Annotated in this window: 26 protein-coding genes; 15 read left to right on the top strand and 11 right to left on the bottom strand. The window is 59.0% G+C overall.

Annotated features, from left to right (window positions below):
• The 11 genes from ACR0AP_RS09900 to ACR0AP_RS09850 all read left to right on the top strand — a co-directional run.
• Positions 1–1,125, top strand: a 1,125-nt coding sequence (locus ACR0AP_RS09900; RefSeq protein WP_480506601.1) for a COG4223 family protein, incomplete at its 5' end; no start/stop codon positions are given.
• Positions 1,126–1,135: 10 nt separating this feature from the next.
• Positions 1,136–2,629 (top strand): heme biosynthesis HemY N-terminal domain-containing protein, encoded by a 1,494-nt coding sequence (locus ACR0AP_RS09895; RefSeq protein WP_480506599.1) that lies wholly within the window; start codon positions 1,136–1,138, stop codon positions 2,627–2,629.
• Between the two features lie 85 nt (positions 2,630–2,714).
• Complete coding sequence (locus tag ACR0AP_RS09890) at positions 2,715–3,803, top strand: MHYT domain-containing protein (protein ID WP_480506598.1); 1,089 nt, start codon at positions 2,715–2,717, stop codon at positions 3,801–3,803.
• A 139-nt stretch (positions 3,804–3,942) separates the two neighbouring features.
• Positions 3,943–4,776, top strand: coding sequence for an FAD binding domain-containing protein (locus tag ACR0AP_RS09885; protein ID WP_480506597.1), 834 nt, complete (start codon positions 3,943–3,945; stop codon positions 4,774–4,776).
• A 14-nt stretch (positions 4,777–4,790) separates the two neighbouring features.
• Positions 4,791–5,285 carry a (2Fe-2S)-binding protein gene (locus tag ACR0AP_RS09880; RefSeq protein WP_480474462.1) on the top strand — a complete coding sequence of 165 codons (495 nt, stop codon included), beginning with the start codon at positions 4,791–4,793 and terminating at the stop codon, positions 5,283–5,285.
• Positions 5,282–7,699: an aerobic carbon-monoxide dehydrogenase large subunit gene (locus tag ACR0AP_RS09875; RefSeq protein ID WP_480506596.1), complete on the top strand. Its 2,418-nt coding sequence runs from the start codon at positions 5,282–5,284 to the stop codon at positions 7,697–7,699. Before ACR0AP_RS09880 ends, ACR0AP_RS09875 begins: the two co-directional genes overlap by 4 nt.
• 105 nt (positions 7,700–7,804) lie before the next feature.
• Positions 7,805–8,671: an AAA family ATPase gene (locus ACR0AP_RS09870; protein ID WP_480506595.1), complete on the top strand. Its 867-nt coding sequence runs from the start codon at positions 7,805–7,807 to the stop codon at positions 8,669–8,671.
• On the top strand, positions 8,671–9,861 hold the full coding sequence (locus tag ACR0AP_RS09865; protein WP_480506607.1) for a vWA domain-containing protein: 1,191 nt from the start codon (positions 8,671–8,673) through the stop codon (positions 9,859–9,861). Before ACR0AP_RS09870 ends, ACR0AP_RS09865 begins: the two co-directional genes overlap by 1 nt.
• Positions 9,862–9,874: 13 nt before the next feature.
• Positions 9,875–10,687 (top strand): XdhC family protein, encoded by an 813-nt coding sequence (locus ACR0AP_RS09860; RefSeq protein ID WP_480506593.1) that lies wholly within the window; start codon positions 9,875–9,877, stop codon positions 10,685–10,687.
• 99 nt (positions 10,688–10,786) lie between these two features.
• Positions 10,787–11,239, top strand: a complete 453-nt coding sequence (locus tag ACR0AP_RS09855; RefSeq protein ID WP_480487916.1) for an SRPBCC family protein — start codon at positions 10,787–10,789, stop codon at positions 11,237–11,239.
• A gap of 263 nt (positions 11,240–11,502) precedes the next feature.
• Complete coding sequence (locus ACR0AP_RS09850) at positions 11,503–11,727, top strand: hypothetical protein (protein ID WP_209505213.1); 225 nt, start codon at positions 11,503–11,505, stop codon at positions 11,725–11,727.
• Between the two features lie 30 nt (positions 11,728–11,757).
• On the opposite strand, the gene ACR0AP_RS09845 is transcribed toward ACR0AP_RS09850, so the two are convergent.
• The 5 genes from ACR0AP_RS09845 to ACR0AP_RS09825 are packed head-to-tail and all read right to left on the bottom strand — an operon-like array spanning position 11,758 to position 15,964.
• On the bottom strand, positions 11,758–12,300 hold the full coding sequence (locus ACR0AP_RS09845; RefSeq protein ID WP_480506591.1) for a DUF3833 domain-containing protein: 543 nt from the start codon (positions 12,298–12,300) through the stop codon (positions 11,758–11,760).
• Positions 12,297–12,914 (bottom strand): DUF3833 domain-containing protein, encoded by a 618-nt coding sequence (locus ACR0AP_RS09840; RefSeq protein WP_480506590.1) that lies wholly within the window; start codon positions 12,912–12,914, stop codon positions 12,297–12,299. Before ACR0AP_RS09840 ends, ACR0AP_RS09845 begins: the two co-directional genes overlap by 4 nt.
• Positions 12,911–14,134, bottom strand: coding sequence for an MFS transporter (locus tag ACR0AP_RS09835; RefSeq protein ID WP_480506589.1), 1,224 nt, complete (start codon positions 14,132–14,134; stop codon positions 12,911–12,913). Before ACR0AP_RS09835 ends, ACR0AP_RS09840 begins: the two co-directional genes overlap by 4 nt.
• Positions 14,134–14,628, bottom strand: a complete 495-nt coding sequence (locus ACR0AP_RS09830; protein ID WP_245220513.1) for a hypothetical protein — start codon at positions 14,626–14,628, stop codon at positions 14,134–14,136. The genes ACR0AP_RS09835 and ACR0AP_RS09830 overlap by 1 nt, the downstream gene beginning before the upstream one ends.
• A gap of 4 nt (positions 14,629–14,632) precedes the next feature.
• On the bottom strand, positions 14,633–15,964 hold the full coding sequence (locus tag ACR0AP_RS09825) for an NAD(P)/FAD-dependent oxidoreductase (RefSeq protein ID WP_480506587.1): 1,332 nt from the start codon (positions 15,962–15,964) through the stop codon (positions 14,633–14,635).
• Positions 15,965–16,116: 152 nt separating this feature from the next.
• Between ACR0AP_RS09825 and ACR0AP_RS09820 the strand changes: the two genes are divergently transcribed.
• Positions 16,117–16,842 carry an SDR family NAD(P)-dependent oxidoreductase gene (locus tag ACR0AP_RS09820; RefSeq protein WP_480506585.1) on the top strand — a complete coding sequence of 242 codons (726 nt, stop codon included), beginning with the start codon at positions 16,117–16,119 and terminating at the stop codon, positions 16,840–16,842.
• 3 nt (positions 16,843–16,845) lie between these two features.
• Here ACR0AP_RS09820 and ACR0AP_RS09815 read toward each other — a convergent pair whose 3' ends face one another.
• Positions 16,846–18,498 (bottom strand): Y-family DNA polymerase, encoded by a 1,653-nt coding sequence (locus tag ACR0AP_RS09815; protein WP_480506584.1) that lies wholly within the window; start codon positions 18,496–18,498, stop codon positions 16,846–16,848.
• A gap of 66 nt (positions 18,499–18,564) precedes the next feature.
• Complete coding sequence (locus ACR0AP_RS09810; protein ID WP_209505205.1) at positions 18,565–18,855, bottom strand: I78 family peptidase inhibitor; 291 nt, start codon at positions 18,853–18,855, stop codon at positions 18,565–18,567.
• A gap of 130 nt (positions 18,856–18,985) precedes the next feature.
• Between ACR0AP_RS09810 and ACR0AP_RS09805 the strand changes: the two genes are divergently transcribed.
• Positions 18,986–20,098: an S-(hydroxymethyl)glutathione dehydrogenase/class III alcohol dehydrogenase gene (locus ACR0AP_RS09805; protein WP_480506583.1), complete on the top strand. Its 1,113-nt coding sequence runs from the start codon at positions 18,986–18,988 to the stop codon at positions 20,096–20,098.
• Positions 20,099–20,157: 59 nt separating this feature from the next.
• Here the strand turns inward: ACR0AP_RS09805 and ACR0AP_RS09800 are convergent, their stop codons facing one another.
• The 3 genes from ACR0AP_RS09800 to ACR0AP_RS09790 form a co-directional block, all read right to left on the bottom strand.
• Positions 20,158–21,096 (bottom strand): DMT family transporter, encoded by a 939-nt coding sequence (locus ACR0AP_RS09800; protein ID WP_480506582.1) that lies wholly within the window; start codon positions 21,094–21,096, stop codon positions 20,158–20,160.
• Positions 21,097–21,249: 153 nt separating this feature from the next.
• The gene (locus ACR0AP_RS09795) at positions 21,250–21,663 is read right to left on the bottom strand and encodes a group III truncated hemoglobin (protein ID WP_480474472.1); all 414 of its coding nucleotides are present in this window, start codon (positions 21,661–21,663) and stop codon (positions 21,250–21,252) included.
• A 48-nt stretch (positions 21,664–21,711) separates the two neighbouring features.
• Positions 21,712–24,630 carry an error-prone DNA polymerase gene (locus ACR0AP_RS09790; protein WP_480506581.1) on the bottom strand — a complete coding sequence of 973 codons (2,919 nt, stop codon included), beginning with the start codon at positions 24,628–24,630 and terminating at the stop codon, positions 21,712–21,714.
• A 111-nt stretch (positions 24,631–24,741) separates the two neighbouring features.
• Between ACR0AP_RS09790 and ACR0AP_RS09785 the strand changes: the two genes are divergently transcribed.
• Entirely contained in the window at positions 24,742–25,206 is a 465-nt protein-coding gene (locus tag ACR0AP_RS09785) for a DUF1203 domain-containing protein (RefSeq protein ID WP_480506580.1), read from the top strand.
• Here the strand turns inward: ACR0AP_RS09785 and ACR0AP_RS09780 are convergent.
• The gene (locus ACR0AP_RS09780) at positions 25,203–26,195 is read right to left on the bottom strand and encodes an ABC transporter ATP-binding protein (RefSeq protein ID WP_480506606.1); all 993 of its coding nucleotides are present in this window, start codon (positions 26,193–26,195) and stop codon (positions 25,203–25,205) included. The two genes, ACR0AP_RS09785 and ACR0AP_RS09780, sit on opposite strands and share 4 nt — an antisense overlap.
• Before the next feature lie 87 nt (positions 26,196–26,282).
• On the opposite strand from ACR0AP_RS09780, the gene ACR0AP_RS09775 reads away from it, so the two are divergent.
• Entirely contained in the window at positions 26,283–26,459 is a 177-nt protein-coding gene (locus ACR0AP_RS09775) for a zinc-finger domain-containing protein (protein ID WP_209598538.1), read from the top strand.
• Positions 26,460–26,496 lie beyond the last annotated feature (37 nt).

Raw genomic sequence — 26,496 nt, 5'->3', positions numbered from 1 at the left:
GCCGAAGCCGAAGCCGAAGCCGAAGCCGAAGCCGAAGCCGAAGCCGAAGCCGAAGCCGAAGCCGAAGCCGAAGCCGAAGCCGAAGCCGAAGCCGAAGCCGAAGCCGAAGCCGAAGCCCCGGTCGATGAAAAGACCGTCGAACGCGTAGTCGAAAAACGCGGCGGTTTCGTTCCGGCCCTGTTGGGTGGGGCGCTGGCTGCCGTTGCAGGTTTCGCGCTGGGCAATGGAGGGCTGTTGCCAACCGGCCCGGACAACTCGGGGGCGCTGGCGGCGCTGGAAGCAAAGCTGACAGAACAATCGGACCAGATCGCCAAGCTGTCACAGGCGCTTGCAAACGGCCCTGATGTGTCTGGACTGGCAGATCAGGTCAAAGCACTGTCGGACAAGCTGACACCGGTTGAAGGCGACCTGAGCACGGTAAAATCCTCGGTTGATGCGCTGTCCGGTGAGGTCGCGCCATTGACGGACCGGATCGCCGCGCTGGAAAAAGCCCCGATCGCCTCCTCAGCCTCACCCGAGGCAACCGCCGCGTTTGCGGCGGAACTGAAGAAACTTCAAGACTCGCTGGCCGCTCAACGGGCTGAAGTCGAAAAAATGGTTTCGGACGCTCAGGCTCTTGAAGCGAAAGCCTCGGCAGAAGCACAAGCCGCAACGAATGCTGCCATTCTGGCGCGTCTGCGTGGGCAGCTGGACACCGGCCAGCCTTTTTCGGAATTGGTTGCTGAATTGAAGGCAGGCGGCGTGAATGTGCCGGACGCCCTGTCCGGCCCGTCGGAAAAAGGCGTGGCAACTCTGACCGCGCTTCGGGCGTCGTTCGAGCCTGCTGCGCGAAATGCATTGGCCGAGGCGCGCGAGGCTGACAAAGGAACGGGTTTGGTCGCCTTTCTGCAACGTCAAACGGGTGCCCGTTCCGTCACGCCTCAGGAAGGTGATGGTCCAGACGCTGTTCTGTCGCGCGCGCAGGCTGCACTGGCATATGGTGACCTGACCAAAGCGTTGAACGAACTGAAATCACTTCCCGAAGTGGCGCAGGCTGCAATGGCCGATTGGGAGCAGGCAGCCGGAACACGAGCCGCCGCCGTTGACTCCGTGAATACGCTGGCTTCCAGCCTGAACTCGAACTGAAGGACCTGCCATGCTGTGGTCATTGTTTAAGATCCTCGTTTTTGTTGCGATTATCGGCCTGCTGGCGCTGGGCGGTCACTTCCTGATGCAAACCAGCGGTGGGGTGCAGATCACCGTCGCCGGCACGGAATTCACCCTTGGGCCGCTTCAGTCGGTGATTGCGTTGGGTGTTCTGGTGCTTGCGGTCTGGCTGTTCTTCAAACTGCTCAGCCTGTTGGTTGCGACGCTCAAATTCCTCAACGGCGACGAAACCGCTCTGTCGCGGTATTTCGATCGCAGTCGAGAACAGCGCGGCTATCAGGCGCTGGCCGATGGGTTGATGGCGTTGGCCTCGGGCGAAGGGCGCATAGCCATGACCAAGGCCAGTAAGGCCGAAAAGCTGTTGAACAAGCCGGAATTGACGGATCTTCTGGTGGCCCAGGCTGCCGAGATGACGGGTGACACCAAGAAAGCTTCGGACACTTACAAGAAACTGGTGACAAACAGTGCGACCCGGTTTGTCGGTGTGCGCGGTATCATGAAACAGAAGCTGGCCGAAGGGGATGATGAAACCGCCCGCAAGCTGGCCGAAAAGGCACTGGCCATAAAACCCCGCCACGAAGAGACACAGGATGTTCTGCTGAATTTGCAGACCAAGGCGCAGGATTGGGCCGGTGCCCGGTCGACGCTGACGTCCAAGTTGAAAGCCGGGTATCTGCCGCGCGACGTATTCAAACGCCGCGATGCGGTTCTGGCGCTGTCTGAAGCCAAAGGAATCCTGGATGAAGGCGCAACTGTCGAGCAACAGGAGCGCGCGATCGAAGCCAATCGCCTGTCGCCCGATCTGGTGCCTGCCGCCGCAATGGCGGCCCGCGCGTATATCGCCAAGGGGAAGTCCCGGGCAGCGACCAAGATCCTGAAAAAAGCGTGGGAGGTTCGTCCGCATCCGGATCTGGCCCATGCCTTTGCCGAGATCGAGCCGGATGAAACCCCGGAACAAAGGGTCAGGCGTTTCACGGCACTGACGCGCATTCATCCTGAAAACATGGAAACCCGTTTGATCCTAGCCGAGCTGAACATTGTGGCCGAAGACTTTCCCGAAGCCCGCCGTGCCTTGGGTGATGTTGTCGAAAAACGAGGTGATGCGCGGGCCTATACATTGATGGCTGCCGTTGAGCGCGGCGAGGGTGCCACGGACGCTGTTGTGCAAGGTTGGCTTGCCAAGGCATTGAACGCGCCGCGCGGCCCGCAATGGGTGTGCGACAACTGTCATGACATTCAACCCGAATGGGGACCTGTCTGTCAGAACTGCCACAGCTTCGATACGCTCAGCTGGCAGACGCCACAGACACCCGAGATTTCAACAGCAACTGGGGTTCACATGTTGCCCCTGATCGTCGGTGCACTTGAAAACCAGACTGAAGAACCCGAAACAGTCGAGCCTGCGGAAGACGACGATGTGATTGAAGTCTCAGTGGATGCCGTAGAGGTCGCGGACGACGCAGAGGCTCAGAAACAGGTCTGAGCCCTGCTGTTGCTAACTGTGAATTGTCGCAATCAATTCGGTTTGCTAACGTCATCCTCGCGTCGGGGAGGGCGTTCAAATCCAAATGCTGGACTACTCTCACAACACTTGGTTGGTGGTGGCTTCGCTTGCCGTGGCGCTCATGGCCGGGTTCACGGGTCTGTACCTGACGCATGGCGCGTCAAGGCTGGATAGCCAGCAGCGCAAGTTCGTGGTGGCATTGGCCGCTGTCATTCTGGGCGGCGGCATCTGGTCGATGCATTTCGTAGCGATGCTGGGGCTGCAACTGCCAATCCTGTTCTACTATGATGCCCTGATTACCCTGATGTCGGCACTGGTTGCGATCCTGATGGTCGGGCTGGCGTTACTGATGCTGCATTTCCGGCCTCGTTCGGTTCAGACGATGATCGGGTCCGGTGTGATTGTCGGGCTGGGTATCGTCGCGATGCACTATGTCGGGATGGCAGGAATGCAGCTTTGCCGCCCCGTCTATGATATTTTCGATGTTGCTCTGTCAGCACTGGCATCGGTAATCTTGTCGGTGTCTGCAATCTGGGTGGCTTATGGCAACCGGACTCAACGAAACATCCTGCTTGGCACGGTTTGTTTCGGGCTAGCGGTGTTCACCATGCATTTTGTCGCCACAGGCCTGACAGATTTCGTCGCGAGCGACAGCCTCGGTGGTGCGGGTCCTGCGCTGGATAACCAAGCTTTGGCAATGGGGGTGACGGTATCTGTCTTTCTGATCTGTGGTGCTTTCCTGTTGACCGGTATTACGTTCATAGAGCCAAAGCCCGTGACTGCACCTGCCTCGGGACCTGTGTCGGAACCCGCCCCAATGCGCGCTGGTGTTCCGTATGAGCGCGAAGGCCAGACCTTTTTTGCGCATCCCGCGCGGATCGCCGCCATTCGGGCCGAGGGGCATTATACGGTTCTCTATATGGATGCAGAGAAACTGTTCTGCCCCTGGTCGATCACGGATGCGGAAACGCGACTTTTGCCCGAAGGCTTCCTGCGGGCGCATCGTAGCTATCTGGTGAACCCGAAACACGTCTCGCGCTTTGAACGTCACAAGGACAATGGCACCTGCTATTTCGATGGCGTTGACGCACTGAGCAAGGTGCCGGTCAGCCGGTCCCGCCTGACGGATATTCGCGAAGCACTGGGATTGTAGGCGCAACTCGTGCAGTTCTTTCGCATTTCGTGAAACAAGCCGCGCGCTCCGTTTTCCTTAACTGGATCAGTTAAATCCGCCGTTCTTTCCTTACCTCAGGTCCCCCAAGGCATATCGCCCGGACCCAGGGAGGAAAAACATGATACCAGCCGGCTTTGAGTATCACCGGCCAGGCGACATTGCCTCGGCCATCGGCATTCTAAAGGAATATGGCGACGAGGCGCGCGTGATTGCGGGTGGGCACAGCCTGATCCCGATGATGAAGCTTCGGATGGCCGAGATGGGTCATCTGGTCGATCTTCAGGCCATTGAAGAACTAAAGGGGATAGAGGTCGGGCCTGACACCGTTACTTTGGGCGCGATGGTCACGCAGCACGAGCTGATCACCCACAGTGGTCTGGCCGAAGCCATTCCGCTGATCCGCGAGGCGGCGCTTCAGATTGCGGATCCGCAAGTGCGGTACATGGGCACTGTCGGTGGCAATGTAGCCAATGGTGACCCGGGCAATGACATGCCGGGTCTGATGCAATGCTTGAACGCCTCGTTTGAATTGTCCGGCCCGGACGGGAACCGGACAGTTGCCGCGCGTGATTTTTATGAGGCCGCGTATTTCACCGCCCGCGAAGACGAAGAAATCCTGATCCGGATTTCGATCCCTGTGCCGGGTGCAGGCGTGGGGCAGGCCTATCAAAAGCAAAAGCGCAAGATAGGAGATTATGCGACCGCCGCCGCGGCTGTGATGGTTGGCAACGGTCAGGCCTCGGTTGCGATGACCAATCTGGCCGACACGCCCATCTGGTCGGATGAGGCCAGCACCGCGCTGGCCGGAGGTGATGTCGAAGGGTGCGTTGCCGCAATGCTAGACGCGATCGATCCGGTCGCTGATAACCGCGGCCCCGTCGAATTCAAGAAACACGTGGCAGCCGTCGTGCTGCGCCGCGCCATCGACCGTGCGCAAAGCCGCGCGGGCTGAGGGGGAGGGAACCAATGTCGAAAATGCATGTCAAACTGACCGTAAACGGCAAGCAGGTTGAAGGTCTGGCCGAGCCGCGCACGCTGCTGATCCACTTCCTTCGGGAAGACCTGAAAATCACCGGCCCACATATCGGGTGTGAAACCAGCCACTGCGGTGCCTGCACCGTGGATATCGACGGCAAGTCGGTCAAATCCTGCACCGCCTTTGTAGCGCAGGTAAACGGTGCTGAGATCACAACCGTTGAAGGCCTGACCAATGATGATGGCAGCCTTGGAGTGTTGCAGGAAATGTTTCGCGAACATCACGGGCTGCAATGTGGGTTCTGCACGCCGGGCATGATCACCCGGGCGCATCGTCTGTTGCAGGAGAATCCGAACCCGACCGAGGAGGAAATCCGTTTCGGCATGGCCGGAAACCTGTGCCGCTGCACGGGATACCAGAATATCGTCAAAGCGATCTCGGCCTCGGCTGATTTGCTCAATGCACAGAAGGAGGCCGCGGAATGACCGACCAGACTCTGACCCCCGAAGAACGCGCTGCCAACCTCAAAGGTATGGGCTGCGCCCGAAAGCGCGTCGAGGACGTGCGTTTCACTCAAGGCAAGGGTAATTACGTTGATGACATCAAGTTGGACGGGATGCTGTTTGGCGATTTTGTGCGCTCCCCCTACGCACATGCCCGCGTCATCAGCGTGAACAAAGAGGCGGCCTTGGCACTGCCCGGCGTGATCGCCGTTTTGACCGCCGAAGACCTGTCGCCTTTGGGATTGCACTGGATGCCGACACTGGCCGGTGACAAGCAGATGGTGCTGGCCGATGGCAAGGTGTTGTTTCAGGGCCAGGAAGTTGCCTATGTCGTGGCCGAAGACCGCTATGTCGCGGCAGATGCCGTTGAACTGGTCGAGGTCGAATACGAAGAGCTTCCTGTCATCACGGACCCGTTCGAATCGTTGAAGTCGGACGTGGTGCTCCGCGAAGACCTGGAAGGTCAGACCGAAGGCGCACATGGTCCGCGCAAACATCACAACCACATCTTTACGTGGGAACAGGGCGACAAGGACGCGACCGAAGCTGTGCTGGCCGAGGCGGACGTGGTCGCCGAAGAGATGATCTATTACCACCGCACCCATCCGTGCCCGCTTGAGACCTGCGGTTGCGTGGCGTCGATGGACAAGGTGACTGGCAAGCTGACTCTGTACGGGACGTTCCAGGCCCCCCATGCAATCCGGACAGTTGTGTCTCTGATTTCGGGGCTGGCCGAGCATAATATCCGCGTGATCAGCCCCGATATCGGTGGTGGGTTTGGCAACAAGGTGGGGGCTTACGCAGGCTATGTGTGTTCGGTGGTGGCCTCGATCGTTACCGGCAAGCCGGTGAAGTGGGTCGAGGACCGGATGGAAAACCTGATGTCCACTGCCTTTGCCCGCGACTACTGGATGCAGGGGAAGATTGCCGCCACCAAGGATGGCAAGATCACCGGATTGTGGTGTCACACCACGGCGGATCATGGTGGTTTCGACGCTTGTGCCGATCCGACCAAATTCCCTGCCGGCTTCATGAATATCTGCACCGGGTCTTATGACATCCCGACTGCCTATCTGGCGGTGGATGGTGTCTATACCAACAAGGCGCCGGGCGGTGTGGCCTATCGCTGTTCCTTCCGCGTAACCGAAGCTGCCTATTTCATCGAACGCATGATCGAGGTTCTGGCCATCAAGCTGAACATGGACGCGGCCGAGCTGCGCCGGATCAACTTCATCCGCAAAGATCAGTTCCCGTATCAGTCGGCGCTGGGCTGGGAATATGACTCGGGCGATTATCACACCGCCTGGGACAAGGCGCTGAAGGCCGTGAACTATGAGGGTCTGCGGGCGGAACAGGCGCAGCGGATCGCAGATTTCAAGGCTGGGAAAACGCGCAAGCTGCTGGGCATCGGCCTGACGCATTTCACGGAAATCGTCGGGGCCGGACCGGTGAAGAACTGCGATATCCTCGGGCTGGGGATGTTCGACAGCTGCGAGATTCGCATTCATCCGACCGGATCAGCGATCGCGCGGCTGGGGACGATCAGTCAAGGGCAGGGCCACGCCACAACCTTTGCCCAGATCATCGCCAGTGAAATCGGCCTGCCCGCCGATGACATAACGCTGGAAGAGGGTGACACGGATACCGCACCTTACGGGCTTGGGACTTATGGGTCCCGGTCTACTCCGGTCGCTGGTGCGGCCACGGCGATGGCGGCCCGCAAAATTCGGGCAAAAGCCCAGATGATCGCGGCCTATCTGCTGGAGGTGCATGACAATGACGTCGAATGGGACGTGGATCGCTTTGCTGTCAAAGGCGCGCCTGAGCGGTTCAAGACCATGAAGGAAATCGCATTCGCCGCCTATAATCAGGCCATTCCTGGACTGGAGCCGGGTCTGGAGGCCGTCAGCTATTACGACCCGCCGAATATGACTTATCCGTTCGGGGCCTATATCTGTGTCATGGAGATTGACGTGGATACCGGTGAATGGGAGGTCCGGCAGTTCTACGCTTTGGATGACTGCGGCACCCGGATCAACCCGATGATCATCGAGGGTCAGGTCCATGGCGGTGTGACCGAGGCACTGGCTATCGCGATGGGGCAAGAGATTGCCTATGATGATATGGGCAATGTGAAGACCGGTACGCTGATGGACTTCTTCCTGCCAACCGCGTGGGAGACGCCGAACTATACCACCGACCATACGGTGACCCCGTCCCCGCACCATCCGATTGGGGCAAAGGGTGTGGGGGAAAGCCCGAATGTCGGCGGTGTGCCTGCGTTCTCGAACGCAGTGCATGACGCGTTCCGGCCTTTTGGGTTGGTGCAGAGCCATATGCCGCACGATCACTGGCGGATTTGGAAGATTGCCAATGGTCTGGGGATGCATGGGTGATTGGGATCGGACCGGCTGTTGCCCGTCCGACTGGACGGAGGGGGCTCTGCCCACTCCGAACCTCCCCCGGGATATTTGGGGCCAGATGAAGATAGGATCCTGGTTTTGACCTTGAACGACGTGCAGAACGGGTTGGCCGCGCAGGGCTATGTTGCCGATGATCGGTTGGCCATGGCGTTGCATCTGGCGCAGCAACTTGGGCGCCCTTTGTTGCTGGAGGGGCCGGCGGGTGTGGGGAAAACCGAAGTTGCGAAAGCGGTGGCAGCCTGGCGCGATACGCGATTGATACGTCTGCAATGCTACGAAGGTCTGGATGCCAGTCATGCCATCTATGAATGGAACTATCAGCGACAGCTATTGGCGATCCGGGCGAGCGAAGCGCAAGGCGGCGTCGCGGAGGCGCAGCTGTTTTCGGATGAATATTTGCTGAAAAGGCCTTTGTTAGAGGCTATCTCGGAAACGAAACCTCCGGTTCTGTTGATTGATGAGATTGATCGGGCGGATGAGGAGTTCGAAGCCTATCTTCTGGAAATCCTGTCAGACTTTCAGATCACCATACCCGAGTTGGGAACGGTGCAGGCACATGTGCGGCCTGTCGTCATTCTGACGGCCAACGGGACACGGGATTTGTCGGATGCACTGCGCAGAAGGTGTTTGTACAGCTTTCTTGACTATCCTTCGAGGGAGACCGAACTGGCAATCCTGCGGGCACGCCTGCCTGAAATTGAGGGGATTCTGGCGCGTCAGATCATCGGTGTTGTACAGGCGCTGCGTCAGGAAGATCTTGAGAAGAAACCGGGCATCGCCGAAATGCTGGATTGGGCAGCAGCCCTGTCCGGGTTGGGTGTTAATGATCTGGCCAAATCCCGCGAAGACGTGCAGGCGTCACTGGTGTGTTTGCTGAAAACTGCCGCAGATTACAATGCGGCACCGCCCGAGGTGATGGATCGCCTGATTGGAAAGGTCGCGTGATGCAGGTTACGCGCTTTCCCTCTCGGGCCTCGGGTCTTGCCGACCGTATGTCGGGTTTCATAGCGCATTTGCGAATGAACGGTATGCAATTGGGGGCGTCGGATGCGGGGGACGTGCTTGCCGCCTTGTCCGAAGTGGATGCAACGGATGCCAAACAGGCCCGGCAAGCCATGTGCGCGGTATTGACCGGAGATGCGGAAGATTGGCGCCGATTTGATGAACTGTTCGACGCCTATTGGTTCAACGCTGGCGTACAGCGTTCGGGAACAGCGAAAAACAAGCATGTGCGGGTGCAGTCAGCCAAGCCAATGATCTGGCAGAGCAGCACTCAGGGTGAGGACGAACCACGATCCGGGTCGGCGCAAGTGACCACTACGCCTGACTGCGGTGAAGGGGAAGGCGAAGGGGTGGACGGTAAGTTGATCGCTACGCGAACGGCCAACCTGTCACGCCGGGACTTGCGAGAGTTGATGGATGAAGAGACTCTAAAACAGGCTGAAACAGCCGCCCTGACCTTGGCGCGGGCATTTCGGGACAGGCGATCGCGCCGCCGGAAACGGGCGTTGCGCGGGGCTGTTCTGGACATGCGCCGAATACAGCGCGCCAGTCTGGCGCGAGGCGGTGAGCCGCTGGACCTGTATCGCCGAGCGCGGCCGCCGCGCCCGATGCGGATTGTGGCATTGTGCGACGTGAGTGGTTCGATGACCGTATACTCACGTGTGTTTCTGGCTTTTCTGAAAGGGTTGATCGGCAGCGGGATCGAGGCGGACGCGTATTTGTTTCACACGCGATTGATGCGGGTCACAGATGCGTTGCGCGACCATGACACCCTCCGGGCTGCGGGTCGGTTGTCGCTGATGGCCGAAGGCTTTGGCGGCGGTACGGATATTTCCGGCAGTCTGGAGCGATTTCTGTCGGGATACGGTGCGCGGGCACTGAACGGGCGTACTGTCGTCCTGATCCTGTCGGACGGATATTGCAGTTCTGATCCGCAGGATCTGGGGGATGTGCTGGCGCGTATCAGGCGCAAGGCACGTCGGATCGTCTGGCTGAACCCTTTGAAGGGCTGGAAGGATTATAAGCCGATTGCGGCAGCGATGCAGGCAGCTGAACCCTATCTGGACGCGCATTTACCGGCCAATACGCTGGATGCATTGGCGGCGCTTGAGCCGCAGTTCCAAAAGCTGTGAAAGGAGTCTGACATTGGCGAGTTTCGACATTTTTGACACCATCGATCAGCTGCGCGGAACCGGAGAGGCCTTTTGCGTGGCGACGGTTTTGCGCACGGCGGATGCGACCTCGGCCAAAGCTGGGGGCAAGGCAGCGATTACCCGGGCGGGTGAAATTCTGGGGCATCTTGGCGGGGCTTGTGTGCAGCGCGCAGTCCGGGCCGCGGCGCAACAGGCTTGGACGTCCGGGGTGCCGCAGATTATCCGTGTCAAACCTTCGGAAAAGGTGGTGAAAATGACCGATCCCGATGGTGTGCAAACGTTCAAAAGTGGGTGCCCGTCCGGTGGCACTGTTGATCTTTTGGTCGAGCCCTATCAACACGCGCCCCGGCTGGTGATTTTCGGCGAGGGGTCGATTGCCAAAGCTCTGGCGGCACATGGATCGCTGGCCGGATTTCGCACGGTTGTCGAGGATGGGCTTGATATTGCTGGAAACCATGTGCGGTTCGCCTTGGCTCAGGTCGATGCGCTGGGCGTGGAGCCGCGGGACTTTGTCGTGGTGGCTGCGCAGGGGCGCAGCGATGCATCCGCTTTGAAGGCTGCATTGGAAACCGATGCGACACGCGTGGCGATGGTGGCCAGTCGCCGCAAGGCAGCTACGCTGACTGCAAAGCTTATCGCCCAGGGATTGGACCCTTTGAAAGTTGCGCGCCTGAAATCCCCGGCGGGGTTGGACATACATGCCATAGATCCGCATGAGATCGCCCTGTCGATTTTGGCCGAGATTGTGATGTGGCGGAACGGTGAAAAGGCAGCAAAGGTGTCGCATGATGAAAAGCTTGCTTGAACACCTTTGCCACATGTGGCCTGCGTGGCTGGCTTAAAGGATAGAAACGGCTGCAATGCGCCTATTTCCAAGATGTTGTTGAACAAAGGAAAGACCTGAATGGAACTGACTGATGAAATCCGTATCGCAGCGCCACGCGACGTCGTTTACCGCGCGCTTAACGATCCCGACATTTTGATGGAATGCATCCCGGGATGTGAGGAACTGACGCAGAAATCACCAACCGATCTTGAGGCGAAAGTTGTTCTGAAAATTGGCCCGGTCAAAGCGCGCTTTGCGGGTGAGGTCACATTGGACACGGCCAATGCACCAAACGGGTTCTCTTTGATGGGTGAAGGCAAGGGCGGGGCGGCTGGATTTGCCAAAGGCGGCGCAGACGTTTCGTTGACCGAAGAAGGTGACGAAACCGTACTGAAATACACGGCGAAGGTTGATGTTGGTGGCAAGATCGCTCAGCTCGGCAGTCGGCTGATTGCGGGAACCGCCAAGAAGTTGTCGGCAAAGTTCTTTACGCGGTTCGGAGAGATCGTGTCAGAGCAGTCGACTGCATGATCCGGGGCGTTCCATAGCCGAGAGGTTGTCAAAGAAGGAACCACTGTCGACACGCCGGGGAAACCCGCCCTAAACAGAATGTGTGGCAATCGGCGGTGCCTGCAAATACCCAGTCAGGACAACACCCTTCAGCGAGAGCTGCGAACACCCCTGTCAACGGGGGGTTGAAAATCGGGTTCTGCCCATAAAAAATTGGCTTTTCCCGAAATAACCGGTAGGTTTTCTGCAAAAGGTGGAAAACACCGGAGGCAGTAAGAGAGCAGATGTCACAGGCAAAAACTCGTGTTTTGCGGACCACGATACCTGCCGGTCTTGTCGGCAAACGGGACGGTCTTTTTTTCTTGTGGGGCGAGATTGAGCGTGCCCGTTTGAAAACTGAAGTCGGAGCCCGCCAGGATGCTGCAACGCCGGATGGGCCAAGTGCAAACATGGCTGGCGCAGCAAGGCGACTGGTACAGGTGCCGGTGGACGAGTTCATATTTTATTGATGGGCAACGTCTAGTTGGGAACAGCGGGATCTATCCTTTTTCAAAGATCAGGATAACTTCGCCGAGGCGTACGCCAAAGCGTGAGACGTAAGCGCGGTTTAACAGACGGTCCTCGGTCAGCAGCCACATCCAGTCGTCAAAACTGACGCGCATCGTGCCATCTTTGACAGGCAGGTCAATTTTGTATTTCCAGTTGAAGGTGTCGCCCCTTTCGGTCCCGCTGGCGGTTCCCAGCACACCGGGCGCAGTACCAGTCCACGTGTCATCGCCAGTCTTTGTCAACGTCCAGATGCGCTGTTCAGTTGCGCCGTCGTCGTAGATAAAATCCTCGACCAGTGTCAGGGTTTTCCCGTCCCATGTGCCGTCGATATCGACTTCAAATCTGCGTGGAACATTCCCCAACACATCCTGAAACTGCCCGTAAGCTACGGTCTTTCCGTCGAAGAATTCCTCGAGGTTCAGTTGCCGTTCAGACAGAAAAGTTGTCGGAACCTTCGGTTTGCCGGAGCAGGCAGCCAGAAGAGCAAGGCTTGCGACGGCAACACATGTAATCAGAGAGCGACCTGTGATCATTGCACCAGCTGCCTTTCTGAAGTGATGCTGTACTCATTTGCGCCACTTACGTGGATCGGATGTGATTTGAGGTTCGGGCGCATTGTTGCAACGAGCTCAGCAACCTTGATGCCGAACTTACGCATCTCGGAACGATTCATAATGACGCCATGTTCTGTCAGATACATCCAGTCTGTAACATCCAGTGTGTGTCCTCCTGCGTCTTTGGGCAGAATGATCCTGTAGGTCAGCTTGATCGTTGCGCCGGATATCGTGCCGTGACCTTCGCCAACGATATCCTCTGCTGTTGCCGTGAACGTATTTCTGGTGCCTAGCGTCAGATACCATTTACGGTTCATCTTTTTGCCATTTGAGTACGTGAAGAACTCGGAAAGTGTGCCGGTGTTCCCATTCCACTCACCGATCATGCGGGCCACAAAGCTGTTCGACATCCTGCCATTGGGGCCATAGATCAGACCCTCGGACAGGATTTCACCGTTCAGATGCCTTTTCAGCGAAAAGATGGGCCCAGTGCCGGCATAGTCTGACGGGGTCTGCGCACGAAAGCTCAGCAGTCGGGCGCGGAAAAACATTGCAATCAGCAGAGCCAGCAGGATGATGGCGAAAGCATTCATTTGCTTGTAACCTCGGTTGGCAGGGTCAGGACCATTCCAAAGGCCCCAAGTTTCAGGATGCAGGGCAGCACCGCGTAGGCGAGATTGAGTGAATCAAGCGCTTGGGCGGAATTGGTTTGACCGGGGGTGAAGCCACTGCGCTCCAGCAATGGCAGGGTAATAAAGGCTGCCAGAGCCAGGCCCAGCTTGCCAGCAAAGGACCAGATACCAAACGCTGTGGACGCGTTAAGACCGGCTCGGGTCAAAGTGACCGAAAACATGGCGGGCAGCACGACCATATCCGCGCCCAGAGCGGCACCCGAGGCGAGGCAAATCAACGCAAAACCGGTGAGGTTCCCAGCGCTCAGTGTGGCGGCACCGATAAACCCCGCGATGGAAAGCGGCATCGCAATTATCAGTGTCTGTTTCGAGCCAATTTTGTTGCTGAGCTTTGCCCAAAGCGGCACGCTTGCGCCCGCGCTGAGGAAAAACAGGATCAGCAACGGTCCGGCTTTGCCGGGCAGTTGCAAACGGTCCTCTACGAAAAAGAGAAACAGGGTCGATGTGGTGGCCACAGGCAGGCTGTTGATCAAAGCCAGCACCAGAAGGCGCAAACCCCCGGCCTTGCCCAGGCTTGCGAAAGACAGACCGGATCCGGTGATTGGGGGCCGCCGCCAGATCGGAACAGTCAACAACAGGGTTGCGACCGATAACAGACCCAGAAACAGACCAAATGCGGGATAGCCTTGCGCGTGGGCTCCGGCGGCAACAAAAAGGGCAGGGGCACTTGCCGCGATGATAACGCCTGTCAGTTGTCCGCCTTCCCGATAAGCGGCGAGGGTCATCAACTCCTTCGCATCCGCGCGTTTTGCTAGCGTCGCACTTCGCCCGTAGAGCAGGATAGTCCCCAGGCTATAAGCCGAAAACAACAGTATCAGAAGAACAATCAATGTCAGTACATCTGCGCCTTGTTGCAGGCTGAACAGCGCCGGAAATCCAATGGCAAGGCCGAGAGCTGCCATGGACGCAAAGACAAGCTGGCCACCGGGCCATCTATCTATCGCCCAACCGATCAGTGGGTCCTGTACCAGATCGACCAATCGGATCATCAGCAAGACGGTGCCAATCACCCCCAGTCCAATGCCCAGATTCACCGCCGCAAAACGCGGTAGATGAATGTATAGCGGGATGCCCGCCGCAGCGAGCATCAGCGCGTATAAGCTGACCCGAGGGTAAAGCATCACTTTCCCTGAAGCATCTGGGTGAAGGACGCTGACCGTGTGTTTTCGCCGAGGAAAACCGACATGAAACTGCGTTTGATGCCCGGATATGCCATTGTGCAGGTCTTTCGACCGTTCAGCCAGAAACTGACCTTGTCTGGCCCGTCGGACACCGCCAGATAGCTGTCACCCTTGGTGACACCCCTAAAACACACGTCCAGTTGGTCGCCGACCGGGGCAGGGTGGCCGACGCGTTTCATCTCGCCGAGCGTCGAGTTGACCAGCGCATTCTTCTTGATGCTTTTACGGTATGTCAGCTGAAGCCCGAAATCTTCACTCCAACTGAACGAAGCACCTTTGGGTGTGTAAAGCTTGGCGTCGTAAATCGGAAACCCGAGATAGCGGAAGGTTGCAGTTCCGCGAAGTTGTGCACCATCCAACTCTTCCGTCACAGGCGACGCGATCAACCCAGTGGGGGCCAGCAAGGAAAGGCTTAGAAGGCTCGCGCGCAACATCCCGCTATTCGGCGGCAACAGAGATGGCCGGATCTTGTCCAAGAATGGCATATTCAGCTCCGATTGTTTGCGGGACACCATTTATCCGCTTAACAACATGCATCGCGCTGGCGATCCCGTCTTCGTGAAATCCGTGCCGGTTATACGCACCGGCGAACCAGGTTCGGTTCTGTCCTTGTATCTCGCGAATATGCCCCTGTGCTTTCAGGGCGGCTTTGTCGAATACCGGGTGGGCAAATTCGACCTGATCATAGATTTTATCCGCTGGAATATCTGTCGAGGCGTTCAGCGTCACAAAAAGCGGGTCGTTGTCCGGTATGTTCTGTAGTCGATTCATCCAATATGTAACGCCTACGTCTCCGGCCTGTGATCGATAGGTCCAGCTGGACCAGCATGCACGCCGCTTTGGCATCTGGCCAGGATCACAATGCAGGGTGGCGGTGTTGGGTTGGTACCGAATTGCGCCCAGTGCAGCGGTTTCCGCCGGGGTGGCATTCCCGCCCAAAATGGCAAGCGATTGGTCAGAGTGGGTAGCCAGGATGATCTCATCAAACTGATCCACCGCACCCTGACTGCGGACCGTAACACCTGTCTCACTCCGGGAAATGTTCTGAACCGGACTGGCCAAACGGATTGCCGCCCCTCGTGCCCGTAGGGCGGCATCGATCCTGCGGACATATTCGATACTGCCACCTTTAACTGTGTACCACTGGTGTTGATTTGCGCGGCCACTGGCCAGAAGGGCGTGATTTCGAAAGAACTGCACCAATGAGCGTGCAGGGAACTGATCCACCAGTTCAACCGGAGTTGACCAGATCGCCCCACACATTGGCATCAGATAGTTGTGGCGGAACCAGTGTCCCAGACGAAGCTGATCCACCAACTCACCAATCGTGGTGTCGTCATCTCTTGCAGCCTCCGGAGCCTTTTTGCCAAAGCGCAGAATGTCGGCAATCATCTTGTAATAGGCAGGGCGCGCAAGATTGCGCCTCTGCGCGGTCAGGGTGCGCAGATTGTTCAAACCATATTCGATACGACCATTGTCGATTGTCGCGCCAAAACTCATTTCGCTTTCGATCACGGGAACATTGAGCTCATCAAAAAGTCGGGTCAGAAAAGGATAGGTTGCGTAGTTGAAGACGATGAAACCAGTATCCACCGGTTGATCGCCGTTCTTCCCGGCCATGACTGTGCGGGCATGGCCACCTAACCGCGGTTCCGCCTCATAGAGGGTCACGTCATTGTTTTCTGAAAGGTAGTAGGCGGCTGAAAGGCCTGAAATACCTGCACCAACAACTGCGATTTTCTTCCGTACGCCCTGGGTTTCGTCGAACATTCCAGCCTCGTTAAGTGGTTCTTAGAATGAAATACGCGGGGTAGGTGCAGCTGGATCAATCCGGTTGGAAGTTTTGTCAGAAGCGCGATCGCATTTGATCCAACTACGTCACGGGCCCGTAGAATATGAAACATGACTGAATCGGCCCGCGCATGAGCAGCTTTGACGGAAAAACCTATTGGATCATCGGCGCAAGCGAAGGTTTGGGTCGTGCTTTGGCTAAGGCGCTAAGCGACAGGGGCGCGCATTTGATCTTGTCGGCGCGTAGTTCTGAACGTTTGGCTGACATCTGCTCCGAGCTTCCCAATGCCCGCGCGATCCGGTGCGATGTCACTGATTTAGACTCTGTTCGCGGGGCTGTGGCCGAGGCGGGTCTGGTCGATGGGCTGGTTTACAATGCCGGCGCGTATGACCCCGTGCGCTCGGCGGATTGGGATACAGAGGCGTCGCTCAGGATGGGTGATGTAAACTATCTGGGTGCTTTGCGTGTGTTGGGTGAAAGCGTCCCGGACCTTGTTAAGGCAGGTCGGGGGGATATTACGCTGATCGGGTCGCTCGCGGGCTATCACGGGTTGCCAGCGGCCATCGGATATGGGGCCAGCAAGGCGGCACTGATTTCCCTGGCGGAAACGATGCGCCATGATCTGGCGGGCACCGGCGTGACCGTGCGGATCATTAATCCCGGCTTCATCAAGACCCGTCTGACTGAGAAAAACAGCTTCAGGATGCCCATGCTGATGAGCCCCGAGGATGCCGCGGGTCATGTGCTCAAGGCGATGTCGCGGCGTCGTTTCCGTACGGATTTTCCTGCACCATTCTCGTGGTTTATCCGTCTGATTGACTATCTGCCGGATCTGTTGGTGTACCGAGGGAAATAGACCCTAACCAAACTGCCCGTGACAGAACCAGCCTGCAGACATGGTTCCGCCATGGCCATAAAACAGCCACAACCGCTCGCCCTGCTGTGTCACCACAACCCAGTAGTCCCGCACGCCGCTGCGCCAGTTCGGGTCATCCAGCCACCATTCCGGTGCGATCCGTTCCGGGCCGGTGGCCTGCGCCAGCTGCCAGTTACGCCTGCGCCAGCGAAAGGCGCTGGGCACGTCAGGGGTTTCCGGTGCCATTACCGGCTCAGGCTGCCACATCAGCAGGGGGCGGGGGCGTGGCGGCGCAGGCCAGTCGCGGGGAGGTTCCGACCATGCCGCCGCCAGCGTTTGCGCCGTTTTCTCAGGGATGTGCGAGGCCGCGGGATGGCGCCGGGTGATCGCCTCAAGCCCCACCCGCGCGCCCAGCTTGCCGATCAGGTCATCCACGGCGGTATTGCCCGCCAGTCGGTTGCGGGCCACACGGCGGGCTTCGGCATGGCCGGCCACGGTGCGCGCGTGGATGGGTTCTGTCTGAACCGCCTCAAGCCGCAGCATGTCGATGCCGTAGCCTGCGTCGATCTTGTCAATTTTCATCTCTAACAAAGGACGAATGCGGTATTTATCGTAAGTTGGGCGGGCCAGACCGACCTCGATAATCTCAGCCGCCTGATCGGCGCGGTGCGCCTCCAGCCGCAGGGTGCGGGCACCGCGCCCCTTTTCTTCCAGCTTGGTGCAAAGCGTTGGCAGAACCCGATCAACCGCAGCCATGACATCCTCAACCAGACCAATCGGGTTGGGCAAGGTCATCCGCACCGCGAAGTGATGCGGCGGGCGGGCGGGCGAGACAGGCTCGGGCGCGCTGCCCATGGCCTGATCCAACCGCAGAACCAGCCCGCGCCCAAACCTCCGCGCAAGGCTGGCGCGGGGTTGACCCAGCAGATCGCCGATGCGACGCAGGCCCAGACGGTTCAGCTGCACGACAACCTGATCTTCCAACCGCAGCGCGGCGATAGGCAGGGGGCTGAGTGCGCCATAAGATTGCCCCGGCGGCGCGATCCGCGCGCCTCCACCCAGGGCCCTCACTTGCGGCGCGGTGCCGCCTTTGGTCCAGTGCCGCCGTTTGCCCGCCCGGGCGCGGGTGGCGCGGGCCTCCTGACTGATGGCGTCGCCATTGCGGTCGGATGTGGCCGCCTGCCCCGCATAGCGCGCCAAAGCCCAGGCTGCGCCCAGCGTGTCGGCGATGCCAATCTGTACGCTGAGGCCCATATCCGCGCAATCGGTTTCAAGAACGTTCAGCAACGCCTCCTCTCCGCCAAACAGATGGGCGCAACCTGACAGATCGACGATCAGCCCGTCCGGGGCCTCTTCGGCCACCCATGGGCTGAACTTCCCCGCCCAGCGGCGCAGCGCGGCCAGGAACGCGGCTTCGGCCGGGGCGTTACGGTGGCGTGTGATCAGGTTGGCACACATGGCATGAGCATCCCGCACCGGCTGGCCTACACGCAGCCCGGCAGCCTGCGCATCGGCATTCACTGAGGTAATAACCTGCATGTTCGACTGTTCGGCCACGATGGCCAAAGGCCCGGTATGCAGCCCCCGCGCAGCGCGGATCAGCCGTTCAGCCCCCAGACGGGGGAACCATAGCGAAAGTATTCGGCGTTTGGGCATTTGCAGGCATCACAATGTTCTTATTATGTTCTTAAGTGAGAATCGATGCCTGAGTCGAGTCCGCCCTTATCCGCAGGTCAGCCGCTGGATGATCCCGTCGCCATTCACGTACACGTTCAACCGGTCGATGCGGTAATCCTGTGTGGCGATTCCATCCGGGCCCAGCACGCGCGACCGCGCGGGCAGGTTTGCCTGAATGTTCGAAACCGGCTGGCCAACGGTATCGGAAAAATCTTCTCCCTGACAAAAGGCCAGATCGACCGGGGCAGGTTCCGGCGGCAGCAAAGCGTCTTCGGGCGCGGGCGGGGTTTCAGCGCAGGCCGCCAGAAAGATCAGGATCGGGAAAAATCGGTGCATTGGCGTTCCTCATTCTGGCAATGTCGTTTCTGCAATATCAATTAATTAGCCAACCTGCCATGAAAGCACGGTTGAAAACACCCTGTAATTGACGCAGGGTCGGGGCAAAAGTGACAGGGAGATAAGTAGCATGCGTACCCGTGCCGCCGTCGCCATTCAGGCAGGCAAACCTTTGGAAGTGATGGATGTGAACCTCGAAGGCCCCAAGGCGGGCGAGGTTCTGGTCGAGATCAAGGCCACCGGTATCTGTCATACCGACGAATTCACCCTGTCGGGTGCCGACCCCGAAGGCTTGTTCCCGGCCATTCTGGGCCATGAAGGCGCAGGCGTGGTGGTTGAAGTGGGTCCGGGCGTAACCAGCCTGAAGTCGGGCGATCATGTGATCCCGCTTTACACGCCGGAATGTCGCGAGTGTGAATACTGTCTGCACCCCAAGACCAACCTGTGTCAGGCGATCCGGGAAACCCAGGGCAAGGGTCTGATGCCCGATGGCACCTCTCGTTTCTCGACCTTGGATGGCGATCCGATCCTGCACTACATGGGCTGCTCGACCTTCTCGAACCACACAGTTCTGCCTGAAATCGCCCTGGCCAAGGTGCGCGAGGACGCGCCGTTCGACAAGATCTGCTATATCGGCTGTGGTGTCACGACCGGTATCGGCGCGGTCATCAACACCGCCAAGGTGGAAATCGGCAGCCGCGCAATCGTGTTTGGTCTGGGCGGTATCGGCCTGAACGTCATTCAGGGTCTGCGTCTGGCCGGAGCAGACCAGATCGTCGGCGTCGACCTGAACCCCTCCAAAGTGGAAATGGCCACAAGGTTTGGCATGACCGACTTCGTGAACCCGTCCGAAGTAGAAGGCGATCTGGTGCCGTATCTCGTCAACCTGACCAAGGGCGGAGCGGATTATACGTTTGACGCCACAGGCAATGTCGGCGTGATGCGTGCAGCACTTGAATCGGCGCATAAGGGCTGGGGTGAGTCGATCATCATTGGCGTGGCACCTGCAGGGGCCGAAATTTCGACCCGGCCATTCCAGCTGGTCACCGGCCGTTCGTGGCGCGGTACCGCGTTCGGCGGCGCGCGTGGGCGCACGGATGTGCCCAAGATCGTCGACTGGTACATGGAAGGCAAAATCGAGATCGACCCGATGATCACCCACACCATGGGTCTGGACGACATCAACCACGGCTTCGACCTGATGCATAAGGGCGAAAGCATTCGGTCGGTGGTTATCTACTAAGAGTAAAATCCACATTTTCCAACCACGGCGCGCTGATCGGCGCGCCGTTTTCGTTGGACCTACTTTCCAGGCCGTGACGCCCCGGTATCTGAACGCGGCGACCGAACCCGCAGAACCGGGGTGTTGACCGAGGTGGTGTTGGCCCGGCTTTCTCGCCAAACAACATAGACACCGGATGCGATGATGATGCTGGCACCGACGGCGACCCAGATGTCAGGGCGCTCGTCGAAGAAGATCATGCCAAACAGTGTTGCCCAGATGATCTGGCTGTATTGGCTGGGGGCGACGACACCGGCGGGTGCGGCGCGGTAGGCCAGAATGATCAGGTGTTGCGCGATGACCGAGAACACCCCAACCAACGCCATCATCGCCAGATGCAGCAGGGAAGGTGGCTGGTATACGGCCGGTTGGGCAAGGCTCATCACGACGATGGCCAGCAGCATCGGATAAAGGATCAGCACGGCCGAGCGCTCCTCATTCCCGATCTTGCGCACAAGGACCGAGGCAAAGGCGCTGCAAAAGGCGGCCATCAGGGCGGCCATATGGCCCAGTGTGATATCCGTTGCACCGGGGCGCAGAACGATCAGGACGCCGATCAGGCCGACGCCAACCGCAGCCCAGCGCTGAACGCGGACCACTTCACCCAGTATCGGGATCGACAGCACCGTGACGATCAGCGGGAATGAGAACAGCAGGGAATAGACCTCGGCCAGTGGCAGAACCGAAAACGCGTAAAACGCGCAGGACATAGCCGTTACCATCAGGCCCGAGCGCAGCAGAACGAGCCATGGGTGATGCGGCAGAAAGTTTCCCGTCGTGCGGTCGGTCAGGATCGTGACGGCCATTGGAACGAACGAAAACAGCGTGGCGAAAAAGATGATCTGCATCACTGAATAGGTGCCGCCCAGCACCTTGATCAGCGCGTCGTGGCTGGCAAAGACGGCAAAGCCCAGAAATGCATAGCCAAGCCCCCGCAGGGTGTTATTTTGTGCGCTCATCGATCCGGCCTCGGCCTATGTTGGTATGGTGACGATACATCATAGCAGCGCAGGCAGGGTTCCCGGCTGTCCGTAGTGCTGCTTAACCCTATTCCGAGGGCGCGAATAGTCCTTATTTTACCGCTAACATCGCATGGCCGCCATGATCTGGGATCATCGCAGGATCGGCGGCGCGTCTTTGGGCTGTCGTGCGGATTGGACACCTGCCTTCATGCCGACACCGATGCGGCGGGCCAAGGCGACCCAAGGGGTGGCCGTTTCAGCGGGCAGCGTTCGGGTGGCAACCTCTTCGAACAGATCCAGCCAATGGGCAAAGAATTCTGGTTTCACATCGGGCCGTTCGATATGGACCCGTTGCGGATTGCCGTCATAGCAGCGCTCATACAGGATGGCATTGCGCCAGAAGGCGGCGATCTTGTCTTCATGCGCGGGCCAGTCGGTGACGTGGTTGGCAAATACGGGTCCAAGAACCGCGTCTTGCCGGACACGGGCATAAAAGGCGCGAACTTGCGCGTTGATCTGCTCGGGCGTCGCGGGAAAGCGCGGGGGAAGGATGGGTCTGGTCATGACGGCCTGAATTTCGACTCTGTTTTTGGCAGATAGGGTGTTCCGGCGTTACGGAACAGAGGTGGTTTTGTCGCGCCCATCCGGCGTCAGCAGGTACCGCAGCAGGGCCACCGGGTGCGCCCGCAGGCTGAGGCGGGTGGCGACGTAATCTTCGACCACCTGTTCGCCCAGCGTCATTTGCGGCAGATAAGCCTCGGGTTCGTCCAGCGCCTCGCCCTCCAGATCTTGCGAAAACAGGGGCAGAGGCTTGGCTGTGGCAATTGCCTTGGCCTGCCACAGCGCCTCGCGCCGGGTCAGGTCGCAGGCGGCGAAGGCATCAGCCTCGGCCAGCCGTTCGATCACCGACGGCCCAAGGCCTGCGCGGCGCCAGACATCGTCGACCTGGGTGTAGCCGTTGCCGCGCGCGGCGGTCAGCCAGCTGGCGTCTTCCTCGCTCAGGCCCTTGATCTGGCGAAAGCCCAGCCGCAGCGCCAGCCCGCCATGGCCATCAGGCTCCATCACATTGTCCCAAAAGCTGGCATTGATGCAGACCGGGCGCACCTGTACCCCATGTTCGCGCGCATCCCGCACAATCTGGGCCGGCGCGTAGAACCCCATCGGCTGCGAATTCAGCAGGGCGCAGGCGAAGATGCCCGGATGGTGGCATTTGATCCATGCCGAGGCATAGACCAGCAGCGCAAAACTGGCCGCGTGGCTTTCGGGGAAACCGTACGAGCCAAAGCCTTCGATCTGGGAAAAGCAACGTTCCGCGAAGTCATCCTCATACCCGTTGCGTTTCATCCCGCGCAAAAAGAGCGCGCGGAATTCGCTGACATTGCCATGTTTCTTGAAGGTCGCCAGCGAGCGGCGCAGCCGATCGGCCTGTTCCGGGGTGAAGCCCGCGCCGACAATGGCGATCTGCATTGCCTGTTCCTGAAACAGCGGTACGCCCAGCGTTTTGCCCAGCACCTCGCCCAGCGCGTCCGAGGGGAAGCTGACCTCCTCCTCTCCGTTCCGGCGGCGGATATAGGGGTGGACCATGTCGCCCTGAATGGGGCCGGGGCGGATGATGGCAACCTCGATCACCAGATCATAGAAATTACGCGGCCGCATCCGCGGCAGGAAGTTCATCTGTGCACGTGATTCCACCTGAAACACGCCGATGCTGTCCGCCTTGCAGAGCATGTCATAGACTGCCGGATCCTCGGGTGGCAGGGTGGCGAGGGTATAGCTGGTCTGGTGGTGCTGGCCGATCAGGTCAAACGCCTTGCGGATGCAGGTGAGCATCCCGAGGCTGAGGACATCGACCTTGAGGATGCCAAGACTGTCGATATCGTCCTTGTCCCAGCAGATGACCGTGCGGCCCTCCATCGTGGCGTTTTCGATGGGGACAAGCTCATCCAGCCGACCCTCGGTGATGATGAATCCTCCCACATGCTGCGAGAGGTGGCGGGGAAAGCCGTCGATCTCATAAACCAGCATTAGAGTCTGTTTCAGGCGCCGATCTTCGGGGTCGAGGCCAATTTCGCGCATCCGTTGCGCCTCAAGCCCCGAGGCCGAGAAAAAGCCCCAAAGCTGTGAGGAAAGCGCCGAGATTGTATCTTCGGTCAGGCCCATGGCGCGTCCAACCTCGCGGATGGCGCGTTTGCCGCGGTAATGGACCACCGTGGCACAGAGGCCCGCGCGTTCGCGGCCATAGCGGTCATAGATGTGCTGGATCACCTCTTCGCGGCGTTCATGTTCGAAATCGACGTCTATGTCTGGCGGTTCATCGCGCGCCTCGGAGACGAAGCGTTCAAACACCATGGTGCCCATCTCGGGGCTGACCTCGGTGATGCCGAGGCAAAAGCAAACGACCGAGTTGGCAGCCGATCCGCGCCCCTGGCAGAGGATGCTGCGCGAACGGGCGAAATGGACGATATCGCGGACGGTCAGGAAGTAGGGTTCGTATTTCAGCTTGCCGATCAGCGTCAGCTCATGCGCCAGCATTTTTTTCGCCTTTTCGGACGCCCCGGCGGGATAACGCCATTTCAACCCCTCATGCGCCAGACGGTGCAGGCGCTGGGTCGGGGTTTCTTGTGTGCTGCCCTCGTTGGGGTATTCATAACGCAGCTCGTCCAGCGAGAACGTGAGTTGTTCGCTGAGCGCATAAGCGCGGGCAACGGCCCCCTCATGACCTTTGAAGATGCGTAGCATCTCGGCCTCGGAGCGCAGGCGCTGTTCACCATTGGCCAAAGCGTCCCGACCCAATGCATCCACTTTGCGACGCAGGCGGATGGCAGTCAGCACATCGCCCAGTTTGCGGCGGGTGCCGTGGTGCATCATCGGTGTCGCGCTGGCGAGCGTGAGGATGCCAAGCTGTTTTGCTTCAGTCTCTAATAAAGAGAAAAATGCGCTATCGGCGCCATCATACCGGGGGTGCATCAACAGATGCATCCGCCCGGCAAAGCGGCGCGTCAGCTGCTGCGCCTGTGTCCGCCACGCGCCCGCGCCGCCCGGAGAGCCCGCCGCCTGTGGCCACAGCAGCAGGTGGAGGCCATCGGAAAATTCGAGCAGGTCAGACAGGTGCAGGATGCAGTCGCCCTTATCGGCGCGCAGGCGGCCTTTGGAGAGGATGCGGCACAGGTTGGCCCAGCCCTGCCGGTTCAGGGGCAGAGCGGTAACCATGGGCGCATTGGTGAAGATCAGCCGCGCCGCCGGGATCAGGCGGGGAACCGCGTGGATGGGATAGGAGGGCGGCTTGGGGATATGATCGGGGCAGGGTGGCCCGATTGAGGTATTCTGCGCCTCCCACGCCAGCCGTTCGCGGACCTTGCGGGCGAGCTCGCGCGCCTGAGTGTGGGCGCGGACGATCCCGGCGACCGAGTTGTCATCGGCAATCGCAATGGCGGGTAGGCCCAGGGTGACGGCACGCTCCATATACTCCTCGGGGTGCGACGCCCCGGTGAGGAAGGTAAAATTCGACGTGATCGACAGCTCGGCATACATGGCGATTCCACATTATATTCACGTTTTGTTCTTTTTCGAGTCCTTTGCGCAGGAAACGGGTCGATTGGGTCCGGTCGCACGGGCATGGTCAGCAAAAAAAGGAGATCCGAGATGTTCAAAATCACCGCTTTGCCCACCAACGATGTACGCGCCCTTCAGGCAGGTGGCGCGGATGCATATGGTTCAACGCCGGAACGTGCTGTTTCGACGGGTGCAGGTAACCCGTGCCGCCACTGCCTGCGACATATCCCCGAGGGCGATGAGATGCTGATATTGGCACATCGGCCTTTTTCAAAGACACATCCCTATGCGGAAACCGGCCCGATCTTTTTGTGTGCAACACCATGTGATCGGTACGAGGAAGACGCGCTGCCCGAAATTCTGTCCACCTCGCCCGACTATCTGATCAAGGGCTACGGTACGGATGACAGGATCGTCTATGGCACCGGGGCGATCACGCCGACGGATCAGATCGGCGCAAAAGTCAGGGATATCTTTTCCCGATCCGACGTTGCCTATATTCACGTGCGATCTGCGCGGAATAACTGCTATCAGGCGCGAATAGACCGGGCTTAAAGCTTGACGCGGTGGATGCCCCGGCGTGGCTGATCCTGATCATCCGCCGGATGATCTTCGGTACGGGACGAGGTCAGGGCAAGGAATACATCCTCAAGATCGGCCTCTTCGGTGCGGACGTCGCGGATGCGGATATTCGCGGCGCGCACCGATTCCAGAACCTGTTCGGCGCTGGTCTGGATGTTTCGGTATTGCAGGACAAGGCTGCCATCATCGCGGAGAGCTGCCTCGACGCCTTCTGACACAGGCAGATCAATGATCGGGCTGTCGGGCACAATCACCATGGTGCGGCTGTCCATGCGGCCCAGCAAGTTGGCCGTGCTGTCCTGCGCGACCTTTTCGCCGTGGTTGATAATGGCGATCTCGTCGCACATCTCCTGCGCTTCTTCCAAGTAGTGGGTGGTCAGGATGATGGTCATGCCCCGTTCGTTCAGCTTGCGCACATTGGCCCAGAGCATCTGGCGCAGTTCGATATCCACACCTGCTGTGGGCTCATCAAGCACAAGGATTTTCGGGTGATGCACCAGTGCCTTGGCCAGCAGCAACCGCCGCCGCATCCCGCCCGAAAGAGTGCGTGCATAGGCCTCGGCCTTGTCGCTGAGACCGACCAATTCCAGAATCTGATCACTGCGCCGTTGGGATTTCGGAACGCCATAGAGACCGGCCTGAACCTCAAGCGCGCCGCGCGGGGTGAAAAACGGGTCGAGGTTGAGCTCTTGTGGCATTACACCGATGGCCGATCGCGACTGGCGTGGACTCTGATCCTGATCGAAGCCCCAGATCGCCACGCGACCCGCCGATTTCACCACCAGACCAGCCAGGATATTGATCAGGGTCGATTTTCCGGCACCGTTCGGACCCAGCAGACCAAAAACCGAGCCGCGCGGGACGGTCAGGTCAATGCCTTTCAGCGCATGCTTTTCGGGCTGACCCTTGCCACCGCGATAGGTTTTGCGCAGCCCTTCGATCCTGATTGCCGCGTCGCACATGTGGCACTTGCCCCCGGTTTGATCATCGCTCATAAACGCACCTAATACATGCCCGCGTGGCCGACAACCGAAGAAGGATCGCCAGCCGTGACCATCGAAGCGCCGGAAACCAAGATCGTCGAAACCGCCCGTGTTGCCTGTGACGGCGGCGAAGGTGCGTTGGGCCATCCGCGCGTGTGGCTGCAAATTCCAGAAGACGCAGGCTGGGTCGAATGCCCCTATTGCGACTGCAAATATGTTCTGAAAGGCACAGAGCAAAGCTGATTGCTGACCTAGTTGGGTTTCGCCCAAATCTCGCCGT

Source organism: Ruegeria sp. AF7 (genome assembly GCF_056541885.1).
Note: the sequence above shows the minus strand (reverse complement) of the source record. Positions and strands in the feature narration are given on the sequence as shown.